The 26,931-nt window shown below is 70.5% G+C and carries 23 protein-coding genes; 9 read left to right on the forward strand and 14 right to left on the reverse strand.

What is annotated here, in order from left to right; genetic code table 11:
• Nucleotides 1-12: 12 nt before the first annotated feature.
• Complete coding sequence (gene secA, locus LC452_RS12550; RefSeq protein WP_223625834.1) at nt 13-2,826, reverse strand: preprotein translocase subunit SecA; 2,814 nt, start codon at nt 2,824-2,826, stop codon at nt 13-15.
• Nucleotides 2,827-3,014: 188 nt separating this feature from the next.
• Between secA and LC452_RS12555 the strand changes: the two genes are divergently transcribed.
• Both LC452_RS12555 and LC452_RS12560 read left to right on the forward strand, forming a co-directional pair.
• Complete coding sequence (locus tag LC452_RS12555; RefSeq protein ID WP_223625837.1) at nt 3,015-3,617, forward strand: PadR family transcriptional regulator; 603 nt, start codon at nt 3,015-3,017, stop codon at nt 3,615-3,617.
• A 74-nt stretch (nt 3,618-3,691) separates the two neighbouring features.
• On the forward strand, nt 3,692-5,029 hold the full coding sequence (locus LC452_RS12560; RefSeq protein ID WP_223625840.1) for a hypothetical protein: 1,338 nt from the start codon (nt 3,692-3,694) through the stop codon (nt 5,027-5,029).
• Between the two features lie 58 nt (nt 5,030-5,087).
• Here LC452_RS12560 and hpf read toward each other — a convergent pair whose 3' ends face one another.
• From hpf to mtrA, 5 genes are all read right to left on the reverse strand, one after another.
• A complete protein-coding gene (hpf, locus tag LC452_RS12565) occupies nt 5,088-5,744 on the reverse strand; it encodes a ribosome hibernation-promoting factor, HPF/YfiA family (protein ID WP_223625843.1) in 657 nt (218 codons plus the stop codon).
• Nucleotides 5,745-5,879: 135 nt separating this feature from the next.
• Entirely contained in the window at nt 5,880-6,524 is a 645-nt protein-coding gene (locus tag LC452_RS12570; RefSeq protein ID WP_223625846.1) for a ComF family protein, read from the reverse strand.
• A gap of 96 nt (nt 6,525-6,620) precedes the next feature.
• Nucleotides 6,621-8,339: an LpqB family beta-propeller domain-containing protein gene (locus tag LC452_RS12575; RefSeq protein ID WP_223625849.1), complete on the reverse strand. Its 1,719-nt coding sequence runs from the start codon at nt 8,337-8,339 to the stop codon at nt 6,621-6,623.
• Nucleotides 8,332-10,011, reverse strand: a complete 1,680-nt coding sequence (gene mtrB / locus LC452_RS12580; RefSeq protein WP_223625852.1) for an MtrAB system histidine kinase MtrB — start codon at nt 10,009-10,011, stop codon at nt 8,332-8,334. The genes LC452_RS12575 and mtrB overlap by 8 nt, the downstream gene beginning before the upstream one ends.
• Nucleotides 10,012-10,018: 7 nt before the next feature.
• Complete coding sequence (gene mtrA / locus LC452_RS12585; RefSeq protein WP_223625855.1) at nt 10,019-10,699, reverse strand: MtrAB system response regulator MtrA; 681 nt, start codon at nt 10,697-10,699, stop codon at nt 10,019-10,021.
• Nucleotides 10,700-10,795: 96 nt separating this feature from the next.
• On the opposite strand from mtrA, the gene LC452_RS12590 reads away from it, so the two are divergent.
• The 5 genes from LC452_RS12590 to LC452_RS12610 are packed head-to-tail and all read left to right on the forward strand — an operon-like array spanning nt 10,796 to nt 16,441.
• Nucleotides 10,796-12,313 (forward strand): hypothetical protein, encoded by a 1,518-nt coding sequence (locus tag LC452_RS12590; RefSeq protein WP_223627720.1) that lies wholly within the window; start codon nt 10,796-10,798, stop codon nt 12,311-12,313.
• A complete protein-coding gene (locus tag LC452_RS12595) occupies nt 12,310-12,951 on the forward strand; it encodes a DUF4129 domain-containing protein (protein ID WP_223625858.1) in 642 nt (213 codons plus the stop codon). The genes LC452_RS12590 and LC452_RS12595 overlap by 4 nt, the downstream gene beginning before the upstream one ends.
• On the forward strand, nt 12,948-14,165 hold the full coding sequence (locus LC452_RS12600) for a DUF4350 domain-containing protein (protein ID WP_223625861.1): 1,218 nt from the start codon (nt 12,948-12,950) through the stop codon (nt 14,163-14,165). The genes LC452_RS12595 and LC452_RS12600 overlap by 4 nt, the downstream gene beginning before the upstream one ends.
• Nucleotides 14,166-14,209: 44 nt before the next feature.
• Nucleotides 14,210-15,133: a MoxR family ATPase gene (locus tag LC452_RS12605; protein ID WP_223627654.1), complete on the forward strand. Its 924-nt coding sequence runs from the start codon at nt 14,210-14,212 to the stop codon at nt 15,131-15,133.
• Nucleotides 15,134-16,441: a DUF58 domain-containing protein gene (locus LC452_RS12610; protein WP_223625865.1), complete on the forward strand. Its 1,308-nt coding sequence runs from the start codon at nt 15,134-15,136 to the stop codon at nt 16,439-16,441. It begins immediately after the preceding gene.
• A 29-nt stretch (nt 16,442-16,470) separates the two neighbouring features.
• On the opposite strand, the gene LC452_RS12615 is transcribed toward LC452_RS12610, so the two are convergent.
• Nucleotides 16,471-17,463: a stage II sporulation protein M gene (locus LC452_RS12615; protein ID WP_223627656.1), complete on the reverse strand. Its 993-nt coding sequence runs from the start codon at nt 17,461-17,463 to the stop codon at nt 16,471-16,473.
• A gap of 16 nt (nt 17,464-17,479) precedes the next feature.
• Here LC452_RS12615 and LC452_RS12620 point away from each other — a divergent pair, with 16 nt between their 5' ends.
• Complete coding sequence (locus tag LC452_RS12620; RefSeq protein ID WP_223625868.1) at nt 17,480-18,289, forward strand: RDD family protein; 810 nt, start codon at nt 17,480-17,482, stop codon at nt 18,287-18,289.
• A 53-nt stretch (nt 18,290-18,342) separates the two neighbouring features.
• Here the strand turns inward: LC452_RS12620 and LC452_RS12625 are convergent, their stop codons facing one another.
• The 4 genes from LC452_RS12625 to LC452_RS12640 all read right to left on the reverse strand — a co-directional run bounded on the left by LC452_RS12625 (nt 18,343) and on the right by LC452_RS12640 (nt 21,544).
• Nucleotides 18,343-19,557: an ABC transporter permease gene (locus tag LC452_RS12625; RefSeq protein WP_223625870.1), complete on the reverse strand. Its 1,215-nt coding sequence runs from the start codon at nt 19,555-19,557 to the stop codon at nt 18,343-18,345.
• Complete coding sequence (locus LC452_RS12630) at nt 19,554-20,327, reverse strand: ABC transporter ATP-binding protein (protein ID WP_223625873.1); 774 nt, start codon at nt 20,325-20,327, stop codon at nt 19,554-19,556. Before LC452_RS12630 ends, LC452_RS12625 begins: the two co-directional genes overlap by 4 nt.
• Nucleotides 20,303-21,229, reverse strand: a complete 927-nt coding sequence (locus LC452_RS12635) for an efflux RND transporter periplasmic adaptor subunit (protein WP_223625876.1) — start codon at nt 21,227-21,229, stop codon at nt 20,303-20,305. Before LC452_RS12635 ends, LC452_RS12630 begins: the two co-directional genes overlap by 25 nt.
• Before the next feature lie 108 nt (nt 21,230-21,337).
• The gene (locus tag LC452_RS12640) at nt 21,338-21,544 is read right to left on the reverse strand and encodes a DUF3499 family protein (protein WP_136055126.1); all 207 of its coding nucleotides are present in this window, start codon (nt 21,542-21,544) and stop codon (nt 21,338-21,340) included.
• A 77-nt stretch (nt 21,545-21,621) separates the two neighbouring features.
• Between LC452_RS12640 and LC452_RS12645 the strand changes: the two genes are divergently transcribed.
• Nucleotides 21,622-22,050, forward strand: coding sequence for a hypothetical protein (locus LC452_RS12645; protein WP_223625878.1), 429 nt, complete (start codon nt 21,622-21,624; stop codon nt 22,048-22,050).
• 9 nt (nt 22,051-22,059) lie between these two features.
• Here LC452_RS12645 and LC452_RS12650 read toward each other — a convergent pair whose 3' ends face one another.
• From LC452_RS12650 to LC452_RS12660, 3 genes are all read right to left on the reverse strand, one after another.
• Nucleotides 22,060-23,442 carry a DUF5719 family protein gene (locus tag LC452_RS12650; RefSeq protein ID WP_223625881.1) on the reverse strand — a complete coding sequence of 461 codons (1,383 nt, stop codon included), beginning with the start codon at nt 23,440-23,442 and terminating at the stop codon, nt 22,060-22,062.
• Nucleotides 23,439-26,519: a glycosyltransferase gene (locus tag LC452_RS12655; protein WP_223625883.1), complete on the reverse strand. Its 3,081-nt coding sequence runs from the start codon at nt 26,517-26,519 to the stop codon at nt 23,439-23,441. The genes LC452_RS12650 and LC452_RS12655 overlap by 4 nt, the downstream gene beginning before the upstream one ends.
• 89 nt (nt 26,520-26,608) lie before the next feature.
• Nucleotides 26,609-26,926, reverse strand: coding sequence for a WhiB family transcriptional regulator (locus LC452_RS12660; protein WP_082087629.1), 318 nt, complete (start codon nt 26,924-26,926; stop codon nt 26,609-26,611).
• Nucleotides 26,927-26,931 lie beyond the last annotated feature (5 nt).

The following is a 26,931-nucleotide window of genomic DNA, read 5'->3' on the forward strand; positions in this document are numbered from 1 at the left end:
GCGCTCTGCGGACTACTTCTTCTTCTTCTTCTTCTCCTGCGCACGGCGCTGCTCGCGGTTGCCGGCAGCGGGAGCAGAGGCTGCGCCATCCGTCCGCTGGCCGAAGGCACCGCGAGGCGCCTCCTCGGGCTCTTCCTGCGGAGCCTGTGCCCGGGCGGCGGCAGCCTGGCGAAGACGCTCGGTCGCCGCCTGCTGGACCTGGCCGCGGTCGTTGCGCACCTCGACCTCGCCGGCGTCGTTCGCGGCGGAGTACTCCAGGCGCTGCTCTCCCCCGTCGGTCGCGAGCCCCTTGGCCTCGACCTCGGCGGTCTGCGAGTCCGCACGACGGACCTCGACCTCGAGGTTGTAGAGGTAGCCGACGGACTCTTCCTTGATCTGTCCCATCATCGACTGGAACATCGCGTAGCCCTCGCGCTGGTACTCGATCAGCGGATCGCGCTGCGCCATCGCGCGGAGGCCGATGCCGTCCTTGAGGTAGTCCATCTCGTAGAGGTGGTCGCGCCAGCGACGATCCAGCACCTGGAGCACGACGCGACGCTCGAGTTCGCGGGTCGCGGCCTCGCCGAGGGACTCCTCGCGCGTCTCGTAGGCGATCTTCGCGTCGGAGAGCAGCTCACGGGTGAGCCCGTCCGCCGTGATGCCGCCCTTGCGACCCGCGGCCTCCGACACGACCTCGTCGATGGTGACGCCGACGGGGTAGAGCGTCTTCAGCTCGGTCCACAGGGCGTCGAAGTCCCAGCTCTCGTTGTGACCCTCGCCGGTGTGGTCGCCCACGACGCCGCTGATCGCGTCTTCGATGAAGTGCTGCACCCGGCCGGCGATGTCGTCGCCCTGCAGGATGTGACGGCGGTCGGCGTAGATCGCCTCGCGCTGACGGTTCAGCACGTCGTCGTACTTGAGCACGTTCTTGCGCATCTCGGCGTTGCGCGATTCGACCTGGGACTGCGCACTGCGGATCGCCCGCGAGACGAAACCCGACTCGATCGGCACGTCGTCCGGGAAGTTCGTGCGCGACAGGATGGCCTCGGCGGCGCCCGACTGGAACAGGCGCATGAGGTCGTCGGTGAGGCTCAGGTAGAACCGGCTCTCACCGGGGTCGCCCTGACGGCCGGAACGACCGCGCAGCTGGTTGTCGATGCGACGGGACTCGTGACGCTCGGTGCCGAGGACGTAGAGGCCACCGGCCTCGATGACCTTGCCCGATTCCTCGGCGACGACGTCCTTCATCGCCTGGTACGTCTCGTCCCAGGCGATCTCGTACTCTTCGGGCGTCTCGACCGGGTCGAGTCCCTTGCCCTTGAGCTCCTGCACGGCGAGGAACTCGGCGTTGCCGCCGAGCATGATGTCGGTGCCACGACCGGCCATGTTGGTGGCGACGGTGACGGCGCCGAGGCGACCGGCGCGGGCGACGATCTCGGCCTCGCGTGCGTGGTTCTTCGCGTTGAGGACCTCGTGCTTGATGCCCTTCTTGGCGAGCAGGCGAGAGAGATACTCGCTCTTCTCGACGCTCACCGTGCCGACGAGCACGGGCTGGCCGCTGTTGTGGCGCTCCGCGATGTCCTCGACGACCTGCGTGAACTTCGCCGTCTCGTTCTTGTAGACGAGGTCGGACTGGTCCTTGCGGATCATCGGCCGGTTCGTCGGGATCGGGATGACGCCGAGCTTGTAGGTCGACATGAACTCGGCGGCCTCGGTCTCGGCGGTACCGGTCATGCCGGCGAGCTTGTCGTAGAGGCGGAAGTAGTTCTGCAGGGTGACCGTGGCGAGGGTCTGGTTCTCGGCCTTGACGGGCACGCCCTCCTTGGCCTCGATGGCCTGGTGGATGCCCTCGTTGTAGCGACGACCGACCAGGATGCGACCGGTGTGCTCGTCGACGATCATGACCTCGTCGTTCATGACGACGTAGTCGGTGTCCTTCTTGAAGAGGGCCAGCGCCTTGATCGAGTTGTTGAGGAACGAGATCAGCGGGGTGTTCGCGGACTCGTACAGGTTCTCGATGCCGAGGTAGTCCTCGACCTTCTCGATACCGGGCTCGAGCACGCCGACGGTGCGCTTCTTCTCGTCGACCTCGTAGTCCTCACCGGCCTCGAGGGTGCGGGCGATCTTGGCGAACTCGGCGAACCAGCGGTTGGCCTCGCCGGACGACGGACCGGAGATGATCAGCGGGGTGCGAGCCTCGTCGATGAGGATCGAGTCGACCTCGTCGACGATGGCGAAGAAGTGCTCGCGCTGCACGAGGTCTTCTTTGCGCCATGCCATGTTGTCGCGCAGGTAGTCGAAGCCGAACTCGTTGTTCGTGCCGTAGGTGATGTCCGCGGCGTACTGCTCGCGGCGCACGGCCGGGGTCTGCCCGGAGACGATGATGCCGGTGGTCATGCCGAGGGCACGGAACACACGGCCCATGAGCTCTGCCTGGTAGCTCGCGAGGAAGTCGTTCACCGTGATGATGTGGACGCCCTTGCCGGCGATCGCGTTGAGGTACGCCGGGAAGGTCGCGACGAGCGTCTTGCCCTCACCGGTCTTCATCTCGGCGATGTTGCCGAGGTGCAGAGCCGCACCGCCCATGATCTGGACGTCGTAGGCCCGCATGCCGAGCGTGCGCTTGGCCGCCTCGCGCACCGCGGCGAACGCCTCGGGCATGAGCTGATCGAGCGTCTCGCCCTTCTCGAAGCGGGCGCGGAGCTCGGTCGTCTCGTTCCGCAGCTCGTCATCGGTGAGCTTGGAGATGTCCTCTTCCAGCGCCCCCACTGCCTTGACCACCTGGTTCAGGCGGCGGATGACCCGCCCCTCACCAGCACGCAGCAGCTTCTCAAGAGGATTGGCCACGGATGTCATCTCCCTGTCAGTGGGTAAATCGCCGGCGACCACGACGTGGTCGCCAGGCATACTTTGCCATGTTACCGGGCTGTGACCTGCACGTCGCCTGCAAGCACGCTCCGCGAGGCGGCCCGGATGATTGCCCGGTATCCATATACTCGGTATCGCGTTCGACAACACGCCGTCGGGAGATCATCATGTCGGTTCGTCAGAGCCTGCTCGCCATCCTCGATCAGGGCCCGTGCTACGGCTACCAGCTGCGACACGAGTTCGACCGTCGCACGGGTTCGACCTGGCCGCTCAACGTCGGGCAGATCTACAACACCCTCGAGCGCCTCGAGCGCGACGGACTGGTCCGCCGCGGTGATGCGGATGCGCACGGACACGTGTACTGGGAGATCACGGATGCCGGATCGACCGAGGTGGCGCAGTGGCTCGCCTCCCCCGTCGTGCGCCCTCAGGCCACGCGAGACGAGCTGGCGATCAAGCTCGCGGTGGCCGCGACACTGCCCGGCGTCGATGTGGCCGCCGCCCTTCGGGCGCAGCGCGATGCGTCCGATCTCACTCTGAAGACGCTGGAGGACGCGCGGCATCCGGGGGCAGCCGACGACGGCCCCGAAGCACTGGCGCGGTCTCTGGTGCTCGAGTCGATGATCTTCGCGGCCGAGGCCGAGGTGCGCTGGCTCGATCACACCGCACAGCGTCTCGCGCAGCATCCGCAGCACGCGATGGCTCTCGAGCTCGCCACGGAGCGGCCCAAGCGCGGGCGTCCGACGACGAGGGTCGCGGCGATCGCGTGACGCCCTGAGCGAACCCGGCCCACCCCGAGCGGATGCTCAGCCACCGTGAGCACGCGGGAAACTAGGATCGGATCATGGCTGGAATTTGGGGCAGACGCAAACGCGAACAGGAAGAACTCGCCGCACAGGACGCCGATCTGGCGCGTCGCGCGGAGCAGGCCCTGGTCAGTGCCGACGAGAGGATCCGCACGACGTCGGACGAGCTCTCGTTCGCCGAGGCCGAACTCGGCGAGTCTCTGACGGCCGATCTGCGCAAGGCTCTGTCCGCCGTTCGCACGCACCTGCGCGAGGCGTTCCAGCTCCACCAGCTGAACCACGACGAGATCCCCGACACCGCCGAAGAGCTGCGCACCCGCAACGCCCGCATCCTCCAGCTGTGCGACTGGGCCCAAGACCTGCTGGACGAGAAGACATCGGTGCTCGCCGCGTCTGTCGCCAAGGTGCGCCGGGCGCCCGAGGTCATCGCGCAGGTGCGAGCGGATGCCGCCGCGCTGAGCACCCGCATCCCCCAGACGAACGAATCCGTCTCGCGGCTGTCTGCCCGCTATGCCGAGTCGGCCATGCACCAGATCACGGCCAGCGCCGCCGAAGCCGAGCAGCTCATCGCGTTCGCGACGCACAGCGCCGACATCTCCGAGCGGCGACGGGCCGCCAAGCAGAACGAGGAGGCCAACCTCGCCCTGGAGACGGCGACCGAGGCCACACGCCGGGCGTCTGCCCTGCTCGACGCCGTCGAGGACTTCGAGATCGAGGCGCTGCGCGCCGAGTCCACACTCGCCGAGGTCGTGGCGGATTCGCGCGGCGACCTGATCGCCGCGCGCAACGCTCCCCCCGTGCCCGCCGTCGCTGAAGCCGTCACCGCGCTGCAGGCCGCTCTGAGCGCCCTCACCCCCGCCGGGACGCCGAACGATCCGTTCGCGGAGCTGTCGCAGCTCCGCACGGCCAACTCCGCCCTCGACGATGCGATCGCCAAGGCCCAGCACCGGGCCGAGCACCCGCTCCCGAGCATCTCGCAGGTGCAGCATGCGATCGACGACGCCGACCGACAGCTGGGCGTGGCGCGCGGGCTCATCTCCGGACACCGCGGCTGGATCGGCGCCGATGCCCGTACCCGCCTCGCCGAGGCCGAACGGCTCCGCGTCGACCTCTCCGACCTCCTCCCGGCGGAGGAGACGCGCGAGGAGGCTCTCGTGCAGGCCCGACGAGTGGCTCATCTGGCTTCCGAGGCCCTCCAGCTCGCGCAGCGGGACATCGACTCCTCGCGGCCCGACGATCAGGGCTGGGGCGGCGGAGGCGGTTACGGCGGAGGCGGTTGGGGCGGTCGCCCGCGCGGCGGCGGAGGCGGCGACATCGCGTCCGGCATCCTGGGCGGCCTCGTGATCGGCAGCCTTCTCGACGGCATCTTCGACTGAGCGATCCGCACGAAAGAACGGCCCGTCCCTCTCGGGACGGGCCGTTCTCCGTATCAGCTCAGGAAGCCAGCGCCTCCGCGGGCGGAGCCTGGGTGCTCAGCGCGATCACGCCGTAGTCCCAGCCCTTGCGGCGGTACACGACACTGGGGTGGTCGGTGCGAACGTCGACGAACAGGAAGAAGTCGTGTCCGACCAGCTCCATGCGGTCGACGGCTTCCTCCACCGTCATCCATTCCGCGTCGAAGCTCTTCGTGCGGATGACCACCGGCGAGTAGGACTCGTCGTCGTCGTTCTGCACCGGGATGCTTCCCGTCGCCACCGCGCGCAGTACATCGGCCGATGCCGGCTGCACATCGAGGCCCTCGAGCTCTCCGGTGCCCTTCTCGAAGTGGGCGCCGCGCGGGTGCTGGCGTCCGTCGACGCGCTTCTCCTTCGCGCGACGCAGCTGCTCCGACATCTTGTCGACCGCGAGATCGAGAGCGACGAACTTGTCACCGTCCGTCGCCTCTGCGCGAACGACCGGGCCCTTGCCGACGAGCGTCAGCTCGACTGTCTCCTCGGGGACGTGACCGTTGCGGAACACGCGGTGAGTGACCTTCACATCCAGCCGTTGCGCCCGCCCCGCGAGCGTCTCGACTCTGGCGATCTTCTCCTCGACAACGGTTCGGAAGCGATCGGTGATTCCCACTCCGACGCCGACGATGCTCGTTTCCATTGCTGTCTCCTTGTCCCGGTCCTCCCGGCCAAGGGCGGACCGTTGTCGCCTTGTGGTCCCCAACCGTAGTCCGCATGCGAGTCGATGTCACTGGTGACTTTCGTCGTGTCGTCGGTGAGTTCCCGATGAGTCTCCTCAGAATCGGTCGCGCCTCGGCGTGGCGGCGAGCGCCATCGCCGAGACCACTCGGAAACCTCCCGCGCGAAGGGCGCGGGAGGCTTCATCCAGCGTCGCCCCGGTCGTCACGACGTCGTCCACCAGGACCGCTTCCGCCCCGCCACCGGCACCACGCGCGCGCATCGCCGCGTGGACGTTCGCGGCGCGGTCCTCGATGCCGAGGCCTCGTTGATCGGCCGGTCTCGCCACCAGCGAGAGCACGCTCTGGGGTGCGAGTCCTGCGCGACGGACGAGCAGCTCGGGTACGCGGTAGCCGCGGCGGCGGAATGCGCTGCGAGAAGTGGGGACCGGCACGATCCAGGTCGAGGGCGACACGGCGGGGACCAGCACCGCGGCGAGCGCCGCCCCGAGGGGACGCGCGAGATGGGTCTCGCCGTCGCTCTTGAGCCGTCGGATGCAGCGCGCTGCCACCCCGTCGTATCCGAGAGCCGCGTGCACGCGCAGTCCTGCGGGCGTGACGTGCTCGCGCGCCGCCGGCGCCAGCTCCAGGCGGCATGACGCGCACAGCAGCTGACCGGGGGCATCGCACCCGGCGCAGGATGCGCCGAGGAGGAAGGCGGCGATCTCGCCGCCGACGGCGCGGAGGACCGAGGCGCTGCTCATCCGACGATCATGACGGACGGAACCCGCCGCGCAACCTCCTGGACACGGCGGACAGGCAAGCCCGGGCGGATCAGCTCGCAGTGCAGGAGAAGTGGTTCACTCCCCCGCACGCGTCGCGAGCACGGAGATGCCCGTCGCGATCTCCCGCCAAGTCGAACCGGCATGCGCGAACAGCTGTCCGCCGATGCCGACGACCCGCAGCCCGCCGACGGTCCGCGCGCCCGCGATGGACACCGCGTCCTCGGGGGCGGCCTCGACGGTCCCGGGGCCACCCACCGTCTGGGTGACGACCTGCGGTCCGAGCGGATCGACGAGGATCGCCAATCGCTCGGTGCCGAGCCAGGCCAGCCCGGTGGCCGGGGCCGAGATCATCGTGACCTGCTTCGCGTCGCCCAGTTCGATCGGGATCCCCGCGGGGTCGCGCACGACGGCGGCGACCACGACCCAGCGCTGCTGCCCGACGGTGATGACCGCTGCGACCCTGGCACCGTCGGACGAGACCCGGAGGTCGGAGACGGACGAGGCCGTGGGCCAGGCGTTCGCCACGTTGTGCGGCTCGACGTCGCTCCCCCGGGCTTGCACGGCACCCGGCTCGCCGGCCGGGACCGTCCAGGTGTAGCCGTAGGGGTCCAGCGAGGGCTCGATGAGCCCCGGCCGCCCGTCGAGCTCGTTCAAGCTCCCGTCACCGACCAGATAGACGTGACCGTCGGCCAGCTGCACCGCGGCCTCGGAGTCGTCCATCGCGACGTCGATCGAGACGATGGGCTGATCTATCGCGGCGATCCCCTCGCTGACCGCGGGGATGGCCGTGACCTCATCCCCGACGATCCGGCCGAAGGTGCCGTTCTGCAGGACGATCGTCCCGACGTCGGCGGGAGGATCGACGAGCTCGACGACCCCGGCATCCAGGGTGCGTCCGTCGACGGCGAAACGCACCTGCGACACCGAGACGCCGGCAGCTTTGAGGGTCTCCTGCAACTGCGTGCGCATGCGGGACAGTGTGACCTGGTCGAGTCCGACCGCGGTGCGCGTGAGAGCGACCTCGGCGACCTGATCCGTGATGAGCACGGCATCCTGCGCCAGCTGCACGTCGGCGGGGAACGCGGTCTGCACCGCCGCGTCGAGCCAGGGACTGGGCGATCCGTCGATCAGCGCCTGCGTGACGGTGGTCGCGGGACTCTGGCGACGCGGGAACCATCGCACGTCCGGGACGAGCCGGGACCAGGCGCCGTCGAAGTACTGCAGCGGATAGCCCTCGAAGACGTTCGCGAACCGTGGCTGATCGATGACGATACCGTCGGGCGCCTGCGTGATGCGCCACTCGCCGTCATCCGCGCGTTCCAGGGCGAACATCGTGGGCGATGAGCCGGGCGCCTCCGCGTACGCACCCGCCTCGTCGACGATCGCGACGAGATCCAGCCGCACCTGCACGTCGGCGCTCTCGGCGTCCTCCACGGCGTCCGAGGGGACGGAGGAGGTGAAGACGCGCGTCTCGGTGCCGGCGTCGATCGACACTCCGGCCGCCGGACGCCATGACCGCTGCAGCGACGGCGCGAGGAACTCGCGGGCGGTCGCCCAGTTGTCGGAGGTCGTGATCCCCGCCTCGAGGAAGCCCTCCACGATCTCCTGCGGCCCCGCGCCCTGGATCGGACCCGACGCCACCGGGAGGAAGTCGACGTCCTGACCCGACTCGCCGAGCACGAGACCGACGGAGACGTCTCCGCTCGTCGGAAGCCCGGCGCACGCCGGCAGGAGAAGCGCGGCGACGACCAGCGCGACGCCGCGGAGCAGCCGGGTCGCTCTGCGCTCAGTCATCGTCCGGCTCCTTCAGCAATCCGGGAAGCTCCGCCCAGGAGATGGGCTGAGTCGCATCGCCGACTTCCGCGAGCGGCTCCTGGGGCTCGATCGGGATCGGGCTCGGTCCTTCCAGCGCGTCGCCGTGCCGCGGGATCGTCAGGACGAAGTTCGTTCCGACGCCGAGCTCCGACCAGACACCGAGCGTGCCGCCGTGCAGGGTCGCGTCGCCGAGCGAGATCGAGAGACCGAGCCCCGTGCCGCCGATGGTGCGCTGACGCGAGGGATCGGCGCGCCAGAAGCGGTCGAAGACGCGTTCGGCGTCGGCGGGTTCCATCCCGAGACCGAAGTCCCGGACGCCGGCCGCCACCGCATGCTGATTGCTGTCGACGGTGACGACGATCGGCCGCCCCTCGCCGTGCTCGATCGCGTTGCCGATCAGATTGCGCAGCACGCGGCGCACCCGTCGCGGGTCCATGTCCACAGGCGAGTACCCGCCCGGCGCGACGAGCCTCAGCTCGGATCCGCGTCCTTCGGCGAGCGGATGCATCTGGTCGATGATGTCCTCGGCGAGGTGCGCGAGGCTCGTCGCCTCGAGCTCGAGCTGCACGGAGCCCGCGTCGTAGCGGCTGATCTCGAGCAGATCGGCGAGGAGGGTCTCGAACCGCTGCACCTGGGTGTGCAGCAGCTCGGTCGTGCGTGCGGTGGTGGGATCGAACTCCTCGCGCTGGTCGTTCAGCATGTCCGCGGCGAGGCGGATGGTCGTCAGCGGCGTGCGCAGCTCATGCGACACGTCCGACACGAAGCGCTGCTGCACCATCGACAGCTCGCCGAGCTCCTTGATCTGCGACTCGATGCTGTCCGCCATCGCGTTGAAGGAACGCCCGAGGGTGGCGAGCTCATCCTCGCCGTGCACCTCCAGGCGCACGCCCAGGTCGCCTGCCGCGAGCCGCGCGCTCGTCTCGGCGGCCTGCACGATCGGCGTCGCCACCGCGCGCAGCACGATCCACGAGATCGCGGCGACGATCGCGACGAGGCCGATCCCGGCGATCCACAGGGTGCGCTGCACGAACACGAGCGTCTGATTCGCATCCTGCAGGTCGTAGGCGAAGTAGATCTCGAACGGCCCCGACTCGGGCACGCTCAGCTGCTGCCCGACGACGATCCCCGGCACCTCGCCGCCGTCCGCGACGGGGAGCGCCACCGACTGCCACGCCTGCCGATCGTCGAACTCGACGACCCGGGCTCGGAGCTCCGGGCTCAACTGATTCGCGGACAGACCGGCCGTGAAGCCGCTCAGCTGCGGGCCGTCGGATTCCAGGTTGATCTTGAACCCGGCGAGCTGATCGCTGCTCGAGGTGCGCGCGAGATTGTCGCGGACGCTGTTCCACAGGTCGGTGAGGGCAGCCGGGTCGTCTCCGACCTCGGCGACATCGAGGATGTCCTGCGCCTGGTCGATGGCCCGGCGGGCATCCTCGAGTGCGACGTTCTTCCGCGACACGAAGAGGTCGTTCTGAATGACGAGAGCCATCGTGACGCAGGTGATGAAGATGGCCAGCGACGTCGCGAGCAGCGTGATGGTCAGGGTGCGGAACCGTAGCGAGCGACGCCACAGCGCCGCGAGCACGGTCGGCCAGCCCCGCCAGTCGCGCAGGACAGCGACGGCCGTGGTGGTCGCTGTCGTCGCGGCCATCGTGCTCCTAGCCGACGCTCCCGGCGCGATAGCCCACGCCACGCACCGTCATCACGATCTTGGGGTTGTCCGGATCGAGCTCGACCTTCGCCCGAAGCCGCTGCACGTGCACGTTCACGAGTCGCGTGTCGGCCTTGTAGTGGTAGCCCCAGACCTGTTCGAGCAGCATCTCGCGGGAGAACACCTGCTGCGGCTTGGACGCCAGCGCGACGAGCAGCTGGAACTCCAGCGGAGTCAGCGCGATCGGCGTCGTGCCGCGGCGCACCTCGTGGGCGTCGACGTCGACCGTGAGGTCGCCGACCTTCAGCTGCTCGCTCGTGGTCTGCGGCGTCGGGCGCAGTCGGGTGCGGATGCGAGCGACGAGCTCCTTGGGGTTGAAGGGCTTCACCATGTAGTCGTCCGCGCCGACCTCGAGGCCGCGGACCACATCGGCGGTGTCGCTCCGCGCGGTCAGCATGAGTATCGGCACGCCGGACTCGGCGCGGATGCGCGTGCAGATCTCGATGCCGTCCATGCCGGGGAGCATGAGGTCGAGGAGCACGAGGTCAGGGCGCTGCGTGCGCCATTCGTCGACCGCACGGGCGCCATCGGCGCAGAACACCGGCTCGAAACCCTCCGTGCGCAGCACGATGCCGATCATCTCGGCGAGCGCGGTGTCGTCGTCGACCACAAGAATGCGTGAGGTCATAACTGTTACCTTATGGCACCGAGTACCGCCGTCCCCAGGTCTGCGCACCACCGACAGGGATATGACACGATGGGAGCGCACGATGGAGGGAGTGCTGTGAGCGGCCAGACATGGACCCCTGCCCCGAAGAAGGGCATCATCCCGCTTCATCCACTGACATTCGGCATGCTGCTGGGTAAGGCGTTCGCCGCCCTCCGGCACAATCCGAAGGTTCTCTTCGGCTTCGCCGTGGTCATCCAGCTGATCGTGGTGATCGTGACCGCCGGCGTGATGGGAGTGGTGTTCTTCACGACCTTCTCCCGGCTCGAGACGGTGCCGCCCTCCTCGCCCGACTTCGAGGCCGTGCTCGCCGGCACGATCGCGATCAACGTCATCGCGGGACTCGCGGTCGGCCTGACCTCCATCGCCTTCACGGCGATGATGCAGGGCGTGGTGGCCGCGGAGGTCGGATACGCGTCGATCCGCGTGAAGGCGACGCTCGGGATGCTGTGGCGCAAGATGGCGCCGTCGTTCTGGCGTCTCGCCGGCTTCGCCTCACTGTCCGTGGTCGCCGTCTTCGGCTTCTTCGTCGTCATCGCGCTGATCATCGGGGCGTTCGTCGCCGGCGGGCTGGGCGGAAGCGCCGAGCTGATCGGGATCGTCGTGCTGGTGAGCATCCTCATCGGGCTCGCATCGATCCCGCTGATCGTGTGGCTGAGCACCAAACTGCTGCTCGTGCCGTCGATCCTCGTGCTCGAGCGTGCTCGGTTTCGCGACGCGTTCGTGCGCTCCTGGCGCCTCACCCGAGGGCGGTTCTGGGTCGCGTTCGGCGTCACCGCCCTGATCGGCCTGATCATGGGTCTCGCGATGCAGGTCGTGAGCTTCCCGGTGGCGATGCTGAGCTCGCTCCTCGGTTCCGTGATCGCCCCCACCGGGGACTACGACGCCGGCGCAGTGATCGGCTTCATCTTCACCCTCATCGCCCCGCAGATCCTGCTGCTCGTCCTGCAGGCGATCACCCTCGTCGTGCAGAGCACCGGGTCGGCGCTCGTCTACCTCGACTGCCGGATGCGGTACGAAGGACTCGACCAGACGCTGATCTCGCACGTGGAGCGCCGCGAGCTGGGGTGGACCGAGGATCAGCTCGACGACCCGTTCGCCGTCGATCCGTCGCGCGCCGTGACCGATGCGCCCCCGCCCCGCCAGGTGCCCGAGCACGTCATGATGACGCAGGCATACGCCTACCCGCAGTACGGAGCGCCGGCCGCACCGGGTTACCCCGCACAGCCCTACGGAGCACAGCCCTCCGCGCCACAGCCTTACGGGGCACAGCCATACGGTGCACAGCCGTACGCTCCGCAGCCGTACGGAGCACAGCCGACCGGTACGCCTCCGTACGCGACGCAGCCATACCCGGGTCCGCAGCCGTATCCGGCACAGGCTCCGCAGCCCTACGCTGCGCAGCCGTCCGCACCGGCGCCCGCGTTCGCCCCCGCACCGCCGCCTCCTCCCGCGCCGCCTGCCGCGGCATCCGCACCGCCTGCGGCGACTCCCGCGCCCCCGACCGACAGTCCGTGGGCTGCGCCTGCCGACGGCGGCTGGGCCGCTCCGGGCAGCGGCGACGGCACGGCATGATCCGACCGTTCGACGACCTGTTCGTCCCCGACGGGGACGAGGCACGGCGCTGGGCCGAGGAGGAACTCTCCAATCCGCGCTATGCGGACGCCAAGCCGACCTGGTTCGATCTCGTCGCGCGCGACATCGGGCGGTTCATCGCCGACCTCTTCAACTCGGACAACGGCGCGAACGTCGGACCGTGGGCGCTCATCATCGTGAGCGCGATCATCGTCGCGGCGCTCATCACGGCTCTCGTCATCTGGGGCCGGCCACGCAGTTCGCGGGCCGTGCGCCGCGCGCGGAACGACCTCCTCGGCGAGAGCGACGACCGGAGTGCCGCACAGCTCCGAGCGGATGCCGAACGCAGCGCGCGCGACGGCGACTGGGACACCGCGACCATCCTGCGTTACCGCGCGATCGCCCGCGGACTGCTGGAGAGGGACCTCATCGACCCCGCCCCCGGCGCGACCGCGCAGTCGATCGCGCGGGAGGCGAGTGCCGTGTTCGCAGACGAGGCGACCGCGATGCGCGGCGCGGCGGTGTCGTTCGACGACGTCCGCTACCTGCGGCATCCGGCCACGGAGGAGAGCTACCGCGAGCTCGCCGCGACGGATGACCGACTGCGCACGCGACGCCCCGAGGCGGTGCCCGCGTGAGCGTGATCGACCAGGCGACGCCGGCGACGTCCACCGCCGAGGCCCGGCCGCGACGAGCGCGCACCATCGTCGGATGGATCATCGTCGTCGCCCTCGTCCTTCTCGTGGCCTTCGTCGCGCTCCAGGTCAGCGCGAGCGGCCCGAGCGCCCGAGGCACGCTGGATCCGGAAGGTCGCGACGACTCCGGGGCGCTGGCTCTCGCCGAGATCCTGCGCGACCAGGGCGTCGATGTGTCGGTCTACCGCTCCCGTGCCGAGGCGCGCGCGGCGGTCGACGAAGACACCACGCTCGTCATGACGAACCCGTACACCCTGACCGATGACGCCGTCGCCGAGCTGCTCGATCCCGCCGACCGGGTCGTCTTCCTCTCGACCGGCACGCATCTGCTGAGCGTGCTGGACATCGGCGAGAACGCTCCGGGCAACTCGGACCCCGCCTCCGCCGACTGCGACGTTCCGGAATTCGCCGACGTCGGCACCATCCGCGCCGACCGGTTCTTCTCCCCCGAAGACGGCGTCGAGGCCTGCTTCGGCGACGCCGACGGAGCCGCTGTCCTCGTCGACGATTCCGGAGACGGCCGCCACACGTCCATCGTCGAGGCCACGAGGCTCTTCAGCAACGCCTACCTGGCCGAGAACGGCAATGCCGCGCTCGCGCTGGCGCTCCTGGGTCAGACCGAGCGAGTCGTCTGGTACGTGCCGTCGTTCAGCGACACCGACATCGAGGGGCAATCGCCCGACACGCTCGGGAGCCTGACACCGCCGTGGGTCACCCCCGCCATCCTGCTGCTCTTCGCCGCCGGGATCGCCGCCGCAGTCTGGCGCGGTCAGCGCTTCGGTCCGCTCGTCGCCGAGACGCTGCCGGTGACGGTGCGCGCGTCGGAGACGATGCACGGACGGGCACGCCTGACGGCGAAGGCAGCCGACGCCCCGCACGCCGGTCAGGCGCTCCGGGACGGGGCGCAGCGTCGTCTGGCACGTCGTCTCGGTCTCGCCGTGCACGCCGGAGCGGACGAGGTCGCCGACGCGGCATCCGATCGCCTTCGCATCCCCCGGGGAACCCTGCAGGCGCTGCTCGCCGGACCGCTCCCGGCCGACGATGCCGCCCTCGTCGAGCTCGCCCGACGACTCGATGAGCTCGAGACCGCCGTCGAGGCGACGACGCGCACCACCCGCCAACCATCCCACCCCACGGAAGCCGAGGGCACAACGTGACCGTCGAGAACCATCCCGCCGACGACGCCGCGCTGCGTCAGGCCATGCACCGCGTCCGCACCGAGGTCGACAAGGCCGTCGTCGGGCAGGCCGGAACCGTCACGGGCCTGCTCGTCTCGCTGCTCGCGCGTGGGCATGTGCTCCTGGAGGGCGTGCCGGGCGTCGCGAAGACCCTCGTCGTGCGCTCGTTCGCGCGCGCGCTCGGCCTCGACACGAAGCGCGTGCAGTTCACGCCCGACCTGATGCCCGGCGACGTCACCGGATCGCTCGTGTACGACGCGCGCACCGGCGAGTTCGATTTCCGTGCGGGGCCGGTGTTCACGAACATCCTGCTCGCCGACGAGATCAACCGCACGCCGCCGAAGACGCAGGCCGCTCTCCTCGAGGCGATGGAGGAGCGCCAGGTCTCAGCCGACGGCGTCAGCCGGCCGCTTCCCGACCCGTTCCTCGTCGCGGCGACCCAGAACCCGATCGAGCACGAGGGCACCTACTCTCTGCCCGAAGCCCAACTCGACCGCTTCCTCATGAAGCTCGTCGTCGGGATGCCCGAGCGCGATGCCGAGGTCTCGGTCCTGCGCCGCCACGCGGAGGGCTTCTCCCCGCGGGAGCTGACCGGCGTCGAAGCGGTCGTGACGGCCGACGAGATCCGCGCGGCGCAGGCTGCGGCCGGCCGCGTCGAGGTCACCGACGACGTTCTCGGCTACGTCGTGGATCTGGCGCGTGCCACCCGCCAGTCCCCGTCCGTCGAGCTCGGAGCGAGCCCGCGCGCGTCGACCGGCCTGCTCGCCGCGGCGAAGGCCTGGGCGTGGCTCAACGCCTCGACCGCCGTCACTCCCGACCACGTGCAGACGATGCTCGTGCCCGTGTGGCGCCACCGCCTGCAGCTGCGACCGGACGCGCAGATGGAGGGAGTGTCGGCGGATGCCGTGCTCACCTCGGTCGTGCAGCAGACCAGGGTGCCGATCTAGGTGTTCGTCACCGGTCGGCTCGCCATCGCTCTCGCCGTGGGCGTGATCCCGCTCGTCCTCGGAGGACTGGCGGGGTATCCGGCGTACGCGCTGTTCGGCGGGTGGATCGCACTGTGCGCGCTGCTCACGGGGATCGACATCGCCCTCGCGGCCAGCCCGCGGGCGGTGACCGTGACCCGTCGTGTGCCGAAGCGAACGCGGATCGGCGAGCCGGTTCCGGTCAGCGTCGCCGTGCAGAACCACGGCACGCGGACGCTGCACGCACTGATCCGCGACGCCTGGCAGCCGACCGCCGGGGCTTCGCCGGTGCGCCCGCAGCTCATCATCCCTCCCGGAGAGCGGGCCCGCGTCGCGATACCGCTGCTCCCCCGCCGCCGCGGCGAGCTGGTGAGCGAGTTCGTGATGATCCGCTCGCGCGGGCCGCTCGGTCTCGCCGGACGGCAGGCCCGGCACCGGGCGCGTGGGGCGATCCGGGTGCTGCCGGCGTTCTCCTCCCGCAAGCACCTCCCCTCACGCCTGGCGCGGCTCCGCGAGCTCGACGGGAACACCAGCATCCAGGTGCGCGGTCAGGGCACGGAGTTCGACTCGCTGCGCGAATACGTGCGCGGTGACGACGTGCGCTCGATCGACTGGCGCGCGACCGCTCGCGCCGGCACGACGATGCTGCGCACCTGGCGCCCGGAGCGCGACCGTCACGTGGTCATCATCATCGATACGGGCCGAACGGCGGCCGCGCGTGTGGGCGACGGTACGCGCGTCGACGCTTCGCTCGAAGCCGCCTTGCTGCTCGCGGCCCTGGCGTCACGCGCCGGGGATCACGTGCACCTGCTGATGTACGACCGTGTCGTGCGCGGGCGGGTGACCGGCGTCGACGGCAACGCCCTGCTTCCCGCGCTGACGGACGCCATGGCCCCCGTGCACGCGCGCCTGGTCGACACCGACTGGCACGGCGCGTTCGCCGCCGTCCGCACGCTGACCACCCGCCCGTCGCTCATCGTCGTGCTCACCGCGCAGGACGCCGCGGAGTCGGCCAGAGCCTTCCTCGGCGCCTTCCCGAACGCGTCGCGTGCGACGACGGTGCTCGTGGGATCGGTGACCGACGACGACATCGCCGACCTCGCCCGGCAGCGCGGGTCGCGCGAGGAGATCTATCTGGCTGCCGCGGCCGAGCGCACCCTCCGGGATGCCGAGAACGTCGCGGATGCGATCCGCAGGGCCGGAGGCGAGGCGATCGCCGCCGACCCCGAAGAGCTCCCGCCGCGCATCGCCGACCGGTACCTCGAGCTGAAGGCGGCCGGCCGGCTCTGATCCGTCCGGGGCTGGCCGGTGAGGCGTGATCAGCCGGCGACGAGGCGGGGTGTGCCGGCCTCGTACTCGACCAGGTCTCCGGTCGCGCCGCGGCGGTGCGCCCGACCGCCGATGACGAGCATGTAGATGAGGAACACGGCGAGCGCGGCCGCGCCGATGCCGATCTTCACCGGCCAGGGCAGCGCCCAGCCGGTGACGAAGCCCTCGACGAGGCCGGAGAGGAACAGCGCGAAGACCAGCCCCAGCGCGACCGTCGCGAGCGACCTTCCCTCCTCCGCGAGCGCTTCGCCGCGAGAACGCGCTCCCGTGGCGACCCACGCCCAGAAGATGTGCAGACCGGCGGCTGCGGCCACGAAGATGCACGTGAGCTCGAGCATGCCGTGCGGGAGGATGTAGAGGAGCATGATGTCGGCCTTGTCGTGGGCGGCCATCACGGCTCCCGACAGACCGAGGCCCATGGCGTTCTGCACGAGCATGGCGATCGGCCAGATCCCGGTCACGCCGAACAGCACGCACTGCATCGCGATCCAGGCGTTGTTCGTCCAGACCATCCCCATGAACTCCGCGGCGGGGTTCTCGGTGTAGTACCCCGTGAAGCTCTCGTCGGCGTACTGCTCGAGCGCGTCGGGCGGACCGAGCGTCGCGATGAGTGCGGGATCGTTCGCGATCCACGCCGCCGTGCCGACCCCGATCGCGATGAACGAGACGGCGATGATCAGGGTGGTCCAGCGCAGCCGGTACAGGGCCGCCGGCAGCTGCAGGCTGAAGAACCGCGCGGTCTGCGTGAGGATGCTGTCGGACGCCCCGGTGAGGCGCAGCCGCGCGCGCACCAGGATGGTCGAGAGGTACGCGCCCTGCGGAGACTCCCCCACCGAGGTCTTCAGCTCGGCGAGATCAGCGGATGCCGCGCGGTAGCGCACGATCAGCTCGTCGACGCCCGCTCCGTCGAGCCGGGCGCGGCTGAGTTCGTCCAGCCGCTCCCATTCGGCACGGCGTGCATCAGACAGCGCATCGGCATCCACCTGATTTACTGTACTCATGTCCGTCCCGATCGATGCGTCCGACGAGGTGCTCTCCGGCGAGGCCGTCGCCATCGACGTGCAGCCGGTCGGCTTCCTGCTCCGCGCGCTGGGCGCGCTGATCGACATGCTGCTGGGCTTCGCGGTCTTCATCCTGTGGTTGTTCCTCCGCGTCTGGCTGCTCGATGCGGGTGTGCTCGGCGAGGCCACCGACCGCATCGCGACGGTCGCCGCCCTCGTGGTCAGCTTCGTGGTGCTGCCGATCACCGTCGAGGTCGCGATGAAGGGGCGCAGTCTCGGCAAGCTCGCCGTCGGCGGACGCATCGTGCGTGTCGACGGCGGTGCCGCGGGATTCCGCCATGCATTCATCCGCGCGCTCCTCGGCGTGCTGGAGATCTACGGCACGTTCGGCGGCATCGCGGTGCTCACGGGCGCTTTCAACGCCCGATCGCAGCGCCTCGGCGACCTGGTCGCCGGAACGTACAGTCAGCGCGTGCGCACGCCACGGCTCGTCCCGATCGTGCCGATCCTCCCGCCGGAGCTCGCCGGCTGGGCGCAGATCGCCGATGTCGCGCGTCTACCCGACAGACTGGCCCGGCGAATCTCGCAGTTCCTGCAGAGCGCCCCGCGCATGGTCCCGTCCGCCAGGGCCAGGGTCGCTCACGACCTGCTGGCCGAGGCGACGCCCTTCGTTTCTCCGATGCCTCCCGCGCACCCGGAGGCGGTGCTGATCGGCATCACGGTGCTGCGCCGGGAACGCGAACGCCGCGCACTGGAGAACTCCGACCGTCGGGCCGAGAAGCTCACCGGTCGCCGCGTGGGCGTCTGACGTCAGAGGAGTGAGCTGCACGCCCAGCACGTCGCCCGCCCACCCGGTGCGCGTCAGAAGCGGATCGCGTCGATCACCTTCACGCGCAGGGCGACGAGCGCGGGGATGAATCCGGACACCGCGCCCACGATGACGGACGCGATGAGGCCGACGAGCGCCGCCCGCATCGGGAACGGCGGGACGTCCTGCATCCCGACGAACATCGTCGTGACCAGCCAGTCGGAGCGGAGCACGGCGACGACGATCGCGATCCCGATGACTCCCGCGACGGTGGTGGCCACCAGGCTCTCGAGGAGCACGGAGAAGAAGACCCGACCGGAGCTCGCGCCGAACGCTCGACGGACGCCGATCTCGCGCACGCGTTGCCGCATCGCCACGAGCTGGATGTTGATGAGGCTCAGCGCCCCGAGCGCGAGGATCAGCGCCGCGATGCCGCCGGTCACCATCTCGAACGTCGCCTGCGCGTCCATCGCCCCGGGTTGCGCTCCCCAGTCGGACCGGTTCACCGACACGGTCTGCCCCTCGGGGAGGCCGGCGCGGAGATCCATGGCCAGCACCGGCCCGATCTCGTCCGCCTGATCGGGACCGACCCAGATCTCGTACTGCGACCAGGCGTCCTCCGGCAGCGCATCGACGCGATCGCGGTAGGCGTCGTAGAGCAGGTCGATGCGCAGCTCTTCATCGCCGAAGCCCCCGCGCGGCACCACGCCGACGACCTGATAGGTGCCTCCGCCGTCTCCGGTGAGCGTGACCGTCGGATGGCCGCTGAGCGGCACCCGCCCGATCCGATCCCAGAGCGGCTCGGAGATCACCGCTGCCGGCGCCAGCGCCTCGCTGTCCGCGTCACGCAGCCAGCGCCCTTCGAGGAGCTGCTCGCGGTGGATCTGCGTGTACATCGGATCGATCAGCCGGGCGTTCACATCGGTGATGCCCTCCGGGAGCTGCACGCCGACCATCAACCCCTGCGCGACGCGCGCCGTGTGGCTGAAGTCGAAGCGCTCGGTCGCCCGGGTGAAGCGCTTGTCGAAGTCGTCGATGTCGACCGGGTTGCCGTCTTCGCTGGTGACGCCGACGACGATCGTCGCCGGTCGCCCGCCCCAGCGGTCGGACTGCTCGGCCTGATACTGGCGCTGGTATTCGGAGATCGCCACGACGGCCGTCAGCGCGCCCACCGACACGGCGATGCCGATGAGGCTCAGGAGCACGCGGAGCTTGTGGACGCGGATCTCCGCCCAGGCATCGGACAGGGCCCCCAGGAACCCGGTCACGCGCTCGGACCGTTCACGGCGCTCGGCACCGGCGCTGCGAGGGTCGACGCCTCGAAAGCCCGACCGAGGTCCGCGGGCGCGAGGATCCCCGCGTCCAGACGGTAGTGGCGGCGGGCGCGCGCGGCGACGTGCAGGTCGTGCGTGATCGTGACCAGCGCGGCGTCCGTCTCGGTGGCCACCTCATCGAGCAGCGACATGACCGAGGCACCCGTGTCGATGTCGAGCGCACCCGTGGGCTCGTCCGCGAGGATCAGCACCGGGCGGCGCACCAGGGCGCGGGCGATGGCCACGCGCTGCTGCTCGCCGCCGGACAGCCGGTCGGCGACCTGATCGACCCGGTGGCCCAGGCCGACGCGCTCCAGCATGTCCGCGGCGATCTGCCGGCGGTTCCAGAACATCCGCCCCTTCGCGTGGCCCAGCGGCATCATGACGTTGTCGATCGCCGTGCGCCCCGGCAGCAGGTTGAACTGCTGGAACACGAAGCCCACGTTGTCGCCGCGCAGCCGATCGAGCCGGCCCGAGCGCATGCGGCGCACCTCCTTGCCCTCGAAGGAGACCGTGCCGGAGGTGGGGGAATCGAGCATGCCCAGGATGTTGAGCAGCGTGGACTTTCCCGACCCCGAGCGTCCGACGATGGACACGTGGTCACCGGCCCCGACTTCGAGATCGATGCCGCGCAGGATCTCGAGGCGCGAGTCATCGGCCAGGAGCACGCTCTTGGCGACGGCCTCCAGCGCGACGAGCGTCACCAGCTCGTCCCGGTGTCGCACTGCTCGACGCCCGGCGAGACCTCGTAGCAGAACTCCTCGACGGGAGCCACGAAGCCCGGCACGAACTGCCGGATGCTCTCGCCCTCCTCGAGCCCCTCGGTGACCTCGACCATCTCGCCGTCGTTGACGCCGAGCTTCACCGCGCGCTCCTCGGGATCGGATCCATCACCGGCATCCACCCACACGTTTCCGAACGCTGCACCGCCCTGCACGGCCGTCACGGGCACCACGAGGGCGTCCTCGACCTGGCCGAGAGCGAGGTCCATGGTCGCGGGGAGACCAGCGAACACCGTCTGATCGGTGGGGATGGCGCAGCGCACGCTCGCCGTGCCCTCGGCGCTGACCTGCACACCGACCCCCGTGCAGACGAAGGGGGCAGGGCCGCCCGCGATCGTCACGGTGCCCTCGGTCGGCGCGTTCACCAGCCGATACAGCTGCACGGGCTCCACGGTCGCCAGCAGGTGGTACCGCGCCGGCGTCAGCTTGTACGACTCGGCGCCGACGGCTGCGACCTGCCCCTTGACCAGGGCGATCTCGGAGACGTCGCCCGCCTCCGGGGCGAGCACGTCGATGTCCTTGCGCGGGTCATCCTGGCGGATGGTGAAGAGCTTCTGCCCGGCTGCGACCGACGCACCCTCCGCGACATGGACGGCGAGAACCGTGCCGTTCAGCTCGCTCCGCACGGCGTAGCTGTCATCCCGCGCGACGTTCCCCGTGAGGCTCAGCGCGTTGACGACCGAGCCGCGTTCCACGGCCACGATCGGATCGGTGATCCCCGACTCCGGGCTGACGATGCTCTCCGCGCGGTCGGGGAAGAACGCGATCTTGACCAGCGCTGCGGCGCAGGCTCCGAACACCAGGACGAGAAGGAGGGGGAAGATCCAGCGTCGCCAGACGATCACGGCTGCCTTTCCGGACCCGCCGCCTTGACACGCCCGCAGACAGGATGCCAGTCGCGAAATGCGGACATCGGGTCATCCGCCGCGTGTCGGCGGTATGCCGGCATGGCGTCAGGCGCGGAGGGCCTCGTGCCGCACGACGATCCAACCCGACGGCACCGACATCCGATCCGCGTGGGGGGAGCACAGGTCATGCGCCTGTGGATCGTTCGGCGCGCCGAGCGGTCCGAGCGCGGCCATCTGGTCGCCGTAATCGTAGGTGAGCGTGGCTACCGCTTCTCGCGCGCAGCCGACCTTCGAGCAGAGTCGTCCGTCCATCACCGCAACAGTACGACGCCCCGACGCGGGCGGACGGATGCCGCGCCGCGCACACCCGCACCGCCTAGACTTTCGTCATGCCCCGTCGCCGAACCGCTCGCGCCTCCGCAGCCCCTCGGCGCGGAGCCAGGCACGGACGGCACGGGCGCCTCGGCCGCAGCGAGGTCGTGCGTCCTCCGCTCGCTCCCCTCGACGGCCGACTCGACAGGTTCGATCTGACCGTGGGGACCGCCGTCGAGTTCCTGCGAGGCACCTGGCCGGAGCTGCAGGAGGTGCGGTTCGAGATCGGTGCCATCCCCGCCTTCGAGGCCACGGACGAGGTGCCACGCTGGTATCTCGACCGGGAGAACCGTCGGATCGTGCTGTTCCGTCTACCCATCGAGAGGCTGCTCCCGCCGGGTCACGACGACGCGGCGCACCGGCGGATGGCGATCGAGAGCGCCGTGTTCCGCGCTGCCGCGGAGTACGTCGGGCGCGAGCCGTGGGATCTCGGCCACGACCACTGAGCACGACGCTCAGGGGTAGACGGTGATCGCCTGCTCCGCGCCGGCACCGGGGTGGACCGGCAGCACCGCGAGCGCCGCGGCCGCGGTCATCGTCACCGCTGCGTGGACGGTTCCGTTGGGGCTGAGCCGGTAGGTCGTGTTCGACTCCAGGTCGACACTCACCGACTCCCCCGCCGGGACGACGATCTCCTCCGCGTCGCCGCCGTCGACCGGTTCGAGGCTGACCGTCGCTTCCGCGTCGGCGGTGTTCGCGAGCTGCAGCTGAGGCGTCGGGCCCTCCGGCACGGCGACGAGCACCTCGGCATCGATCTCGGGCGCCGGGGTCACCCACGCGAAGTCGGAGTCCAGCCCCGACCCGTCCTGCTGACGCACCGCGGCCACCACCGGGGCGTCGGCCTCGACCTCGACCGTGTAGGTGCCCGGTTCGAGCCCGCTGAGCGAGACGTCGGCGGGAGTGTCGGCGGTCAGCGGAACCGTGAACTCGGTCGCCGCGGCGCCGGATCCCGACGACCGCGCGATGATGCGGGCCTGCGCGTCGTTCTCGGGAGCGAGCAGCCGCAGCACGGTCATGTCGGCTTCGTCGCCCTCGACCGGGAAGGCCTGCACCCCCGCGAGCACCACGTTCTGCTGGGCGCCGGCGACGGCATCCTGCAGATCGATGCCGGCGGGGTCGAGCACCTGGACGACGGAGGACTGCAGCACGGCGCGCACGGGCGCGCCGACGGCGTTCACCTTGACGACGGGCGCCTCGTTTCCCGCGGCGATGGAGGTGAGCGGGAGCGCGGACTGCGTGCCGGCCGGCACCACCACGGTGCGGGAGCTGCGCGTCGTGCCGTAGACCGAGAGCGTGACCGTCGTCGGCACCTCACCCGCGTTGGTCAGGATCACGATGTCCTCGGTGCCCGTGCCGACGCTGCCGCCCACGAGCCAGGATTCCAGACGCGGCTCGCCGCAGGCGAGAGCTGCGAACCCGGCGAGATCCTCTTCGGCGATCGATACGGATTCCGCTGCCGCGAGCATCGGGGCGCTGCGCCCTTCGACCGCGCCGGTCAGCACGCGGACGTCTCCGGCGTCGATGAGATCGGGCGCCTCGAGCGTCCGCGTGGCCGGCGTGCCGGACGTGCCTGCCTGGGTGAGTCGCGGCGACGCGGCGGAGCGCATGTCCAGCGGCGCCGAGGAATCACGACCCAGAGCACGCAGATCGCCGTTGCACACGAGCACGGTGTCACCGGGGAGCGGAGTCACCTCGACCTGGGCCGGATCGTGCCGCACGCTCGGCCACGGTGCATGGATCGCGGCGACGACGCCGACCACGCAGGCCACGGCGACGGCAACGCCGGTGACGACGCGTGCGCCGGTGGCGGCGACTCGGAACGCGCGGGTGCCGTTCATCGGTTTTCCTCCTCAGCCGGGTCGTCGGATGTCGGTGCGGCCTGCTCCGGATCGCTGTCTGCGCCGGCGTCATCGACGGGCGGTTCGTCCACGAGCGGTTCATCGACGGGCGGTTCGTCAGCAGGCGGTTCGTCGATCGGTTCGACACCGACGAGAGGATCGTCGGAGATCGCGTCCTCGGCTTCCCCGGTCGCGACCGTCGGCACCGTCGCCTCGGCGACGCCGGCGACCTCGTCGTCGCGATCCTCGGCATGCCGAGGAAGCACGAGCGGCTCCTCCGGGACCCGACCGACGATGCGCGACTGGGCCCGCGCTGCGCGACGCGACGCACGCGTCGGGACGGAGAGGAGCAGAGCGGCGAAGACGAAGAGGAGCTGCAGGGTGATCACCAGGCGGGCATTGCCCTGCTGGACCGACGTCAACGACTCCGGCTCGGCGACATCCGCCTCCAGGCGCCAGAGCACGCCGCGATCGGTGGTGCCGGCGTGGACGAAACCCGGGCGCTGATCGATCGAGGTGACGGCCGTGGTCCGCAGCGCGCGTGCCTGATCGCCTTCGCCGCCGGGGATCTGCGCGAGGAGCACGTAGCTGATCCCCTGCGCGGCGAGCTCTCCCGGCGCGTCGAAGTCGCGGGCGGAGAGGAGGTCGACGGCGAGAGAGCTGATGTCGGTGCCCTGGGGTTCGACGGCCGTGGTCAGCATCGTCGACTGCGCACCCAGCGTCTCACTCGCACCCCACGCGACGTCGACCGCGAGACCGCCGTCGTTCTGCGGAGTGAGCACGAGCGTCGCGATCGGCCGATCCCCCGCGGCCTGCGCGGCGACATATGCGGGCAGCGTCGACACCGGGCCGTTGGTCAGAGCCGACCGCCCCGTGTGGAACGCCGTGAGGGCCGGCACGGCGCACACGACGAGGGCCACTGCGGCGACGGCGGTGGCGAGCAGGCGCAGTCGCGGCAGGGTGAGCGCGGTGTCGAGGGTGACCAGTGCGGCTCCCACCACGCCGATCCAGGCGAGGCTCAATCCGGCGCCCGGCCAGATCGCGACCGGAGTCCCCTGCGTGAAGCTGACGGTGATGCCGACCGCGAGGAAGGCGGTCGCCACTCCGGCCAGCGCGACGACGAGAAGCGTGATCCCCGCGCGCCAGCGCGGTGCGACGGCCGATACGAGGGCGAGCAGCGCGATCGGCGCGCACAGCAGGGGCGCCCAGGTGCCGATCGCCGCGGGTGCCAGCACCGTCCAGCCGGCGAGGTCGACCGTCGGGAAGCCGGTCGCGATCGCGAGTCGGCCCGCCGCGTCGGCGGAGGCCTGCGGACCCGCCCAGATCATTCCCGGATCGCCGAGGAGGGCCAGCGGTGTGCCGTGTGCGAGCTGCCAGAACACGAGCGGGGCGAACAGCACAGCCGTGGGAAGCGGCAGCCAGAGCAACCGGCCGGCCCCGCGGAACTGCGCGGTCGCCAGGGTGATGCCGATCGCGACGACGAGCAGCAGAGCGAGGGCCGGTGCCAGCGAGGGCGCACAGGCGACGACCGCGGCGAGGAGGAGGGAGGCGGCGCCCGCCGCGCCCCACGACCGGTGCGCCACGACGGCGGAATGGAAGAGCCACGGCAGCAGCAGATGCACGAGCACGGCGCTGGGCCGTCCGTCGACGAGCGCGGTCAGGAAGGTCGGCGCCATCGCCCATGCCACACCGGCGAAGATCCGCAGGCCCGCACGGTCGGTGACACGGGTCGCGGCGAACCAGCCGCCGAGCACCGCGAGCGGGAGGGCGAGGATCCAGAGCAGGACGAGAGAGAACGAGGGAGCGGCCGGCCAGAGGGTGCCGAGCACCGCGACGACCGCCGCGAACGGATCGGCAGGGCCGACGAGGTCGACGCCGACGCTGCGGAGCCCCCACGCGGCGTCGCCCCACAGTGCGGCCACCGTCTCGCGCAGCGGAAGCAGAGCGCCACCGCCCACGGCCGGCCATGCCAGCACGGTGGTGAACGACGCGATGCTGACGACCAGGGCCGCCAGCACGGTCCATGCTCCTCCGCCGGAGAAGAACCGCAGTTCGCTGACCGCGCCGCCCTCGCTGCCGTGCCCGTCGTCGAGCCGACGGCGCAGCTGCGATGAGGTCACCCGCAGCGGCGCGATGCTCGCCCAGCCGGAGGAGCGGAAGGAGCGGATGCCGGCGCGCGAGCGCGCGATGGCCCCGAAGCGGAGCATCGCCGTGAGTGCGGCTGCCCACTCGGGGATCACCGATTCCGGTCGCTTGCCGATGAGGTCGGTGATCGATCGCCAGAGCGCCAGCGGAAGGAGGGCCAGCCAGTGCAGCGGCACCACCGGCGCGGGGGCGTAGGCGAGGCGTCGATGCAGCTGGGCGAGCCGTCGGACGTAGGCGCGACGAGACGACCCCGTCGGGAGGGCAGCGGGACCGTCCGGCGACACGGAGATCCGCGCGGTCGGAGCGAGCACGACGCGGCCGCCGCCGAGCCGTGCGCGCACGCCCAGGTCGAGCCCCTCATCGGCGCCCGCCAGGGCGGGGTCAGGACGAAGGGAGTCGCGGATCTCGCCGCGGATGAGCATTCCGCGGATGTCGGCGCCGAGGGCGTCGTCCATGCCGTCGTGCTGTCCCTGATCGAGTTCGCCGGCCGCGAGCTCGACCGACCGACCGAGAGTCGTCATGCTCACGCCGAGGGAGACGATCTCGCGCTCGTTGTCGGTCGCGACGAGCTTCGGCGCGATGATGGCCGCGGACGGCGAGCGCTCCAGCATCCCCGTCAGACGCTCCAGGGCGCGCGGATGCGGCGCGGTGTCCTGCGCGAGGAGCCAGATCGCCGATCCGTCTGCGACGCGAGGACGCGCGAGCTCGACCGCCTCCGCGAACGATGTCGTGGAGCGCGCTTCGATGATGCCCTCGACCGTGCTGGCGACCGTCTCGCTCTCGCGGGCCGTGATCGCATCACCGCACATGACGAGCGTCACGGCGGACGGCGGTGCCGTCTGGGACCGCACGGCGTCGAGAGTGCGGAGGAGCTGCGCGCGGGCAGAAGATCCGGGGCGCGCGACGATGATGGCGTGAACTCGGGCTGGCATGACGTCGTCAGCCTAAGCGCGCGATCATCGGCGCTGGAGCAGTGGACGCGGCGCGCCCGCGAAGCGGGCCGCCCGGTCTGACGAGCGGGTCAGCTCGCGCGGCGCTTGAGCTTGCGACGCTCGCGCTCGGACAGGCCGCCCCAGATTCCGAAACGCTCGTCGTTGTTGAGCGCGTATTCGAGGCATTCGCCACGGACATCGCACGTCGTGCAGATGCGCTTCGCGTCTCGGGTCGAGCCGCCCTTCTCCGGGAAGAAGGCTTCGGGATCGGTCTGCGAGCAGAGCGCATCGCTCTGCCACGCGAGGGCGTTGTCGTCATCGGCGCTCGGCTTCCGAACCCCGGGGACCCCGAGGTTGATCGGATCGACGAACCAGTTCTCCGGTACGTCGGAACGGTATCCGCTCATCTCGA

This window comes from Microbacterium sp. EST19A (assembly GCF_019969685.1).
In the GTDB taxonomy this organism is placed as follows: Bacteria; Actinomycetota; Actinomycetes; order Actinomycetales; family Microbacteriaceae; genus Microbacterium.

What these genes read in the sequence shown, in the direction of transcription:
- LC452_RS12555 (WP_223625837.1), top strand. Translation starts at nt 3,015, where the DNA reads ATGTCGGTTCGTCAGAGCCTGCTCGCCATCCTCGATCAGGGCCCGTGC.
- LC452_RS12560 (WP_223625840.1), top strand. Translation starts at nt 3,692, where the DNA reads ATGGCTGGAATTTGGGGCAGACGCAAACGCGAACAGGAAGAACTCGCC.
- hpf (WP_223625843.1), bottom strand. Translation starts at nt 5,744, where the DNA reads ATGGAAACGAGCATCGTCGGCGTCGGAGTGGGAATCACCGATCGCTTC.
- LC452_RS12570 (WP_223625846.1), bottom strand. Translation starts at nt 6,524, where the DNA reads ATGAGCAGCGCCTCGGTCCTCCGCGCCGTCGGCGGCGAGATCGCCGCC.
- LC452_RS12575 (WP_223625849.1), bottom strand. Translation starts at nt 8,339, where the DNA reads ATGACTGAGCGCAGAGCGACCCGGCTGCTCCGCGGCGTCGCGCTGGTC.
- mtrB (WP_223625852.1), bottom strand. Translation starts at nt 10,011, where the DNA reads ATGGCCGCGACGACAGCGACCACCACGGCCGTCGCTGTCCTGCGCGAC.
- mtrA (WP_223625855.1), bottom strand. Translation starts at nt 10,699, where the DNA reads ATGACCTCACGCATTCTTGTGGTCGACGACGACACCGCGCTCGCCGAG.
- LC452_RS12595 (WP_223625858.1), top strand. Translation starts at nt 12,310, where the DNA reads ATGATCCGACCGTTCGACGACCTGTTCGTCCCCGACGGGGACGAGGCA.
- LC452_RS12605 (WP_223627654.1), top strand. Translation starts at nt 14,210, where the DNA reads ATGCACCGCGTCCGCACCGAGGTCGACAAGGCCGTCGTCGGGCAGGCC.
- LC452_RS12620 (WP_223625868.1), top strand. Translation starts at nt 17,480, where the DNA reads ATGTCCGTCCCGATCGATGCGTCCGACGAGGTGCTCTCCGGCGAGGCC.
- LC452_RS12640 (WP_136055126.1), bottom strand. Translation starts at nt 21,544, where the DNA reads ATGGACGGACGACTCTGCTCGAAGGTCGGCTGCGCGCGAGAAGCGGTA.
- LC452_RS12645 (WP_223625878.1), top strand. Translation starts at nt 21,622, where the DNA reads ATGCCCCGTCGCCGAACCGCTCGCGCCTCCGCAGCCCCTCGGCGCGGA.
- LC452_RS12650 (WP_223625881.1), bottom strand. Translation starts at nt 23,442, where the DNA reads ATGAACGGCACCCGCGCGTTCCGAGTCGCCGCCACCGGCGCACGCGTC.
- LC452_RS12655 (WP_223625883.1), bottom strand. Translation starts at nt 26,519, where the DNA reads ATGCCAGCCCGAGTTCACGCCATCATCGTCGCGCGCCCCGGATCTTCT.
- LC452_RS12660 (WP_082087629.1), bottom strand. Translation starts at nt 26,926, where the DNA reads ATGAGCGGATACCGTTCCGACGTACCGGAGAACTGGTTCGTCGATCCG.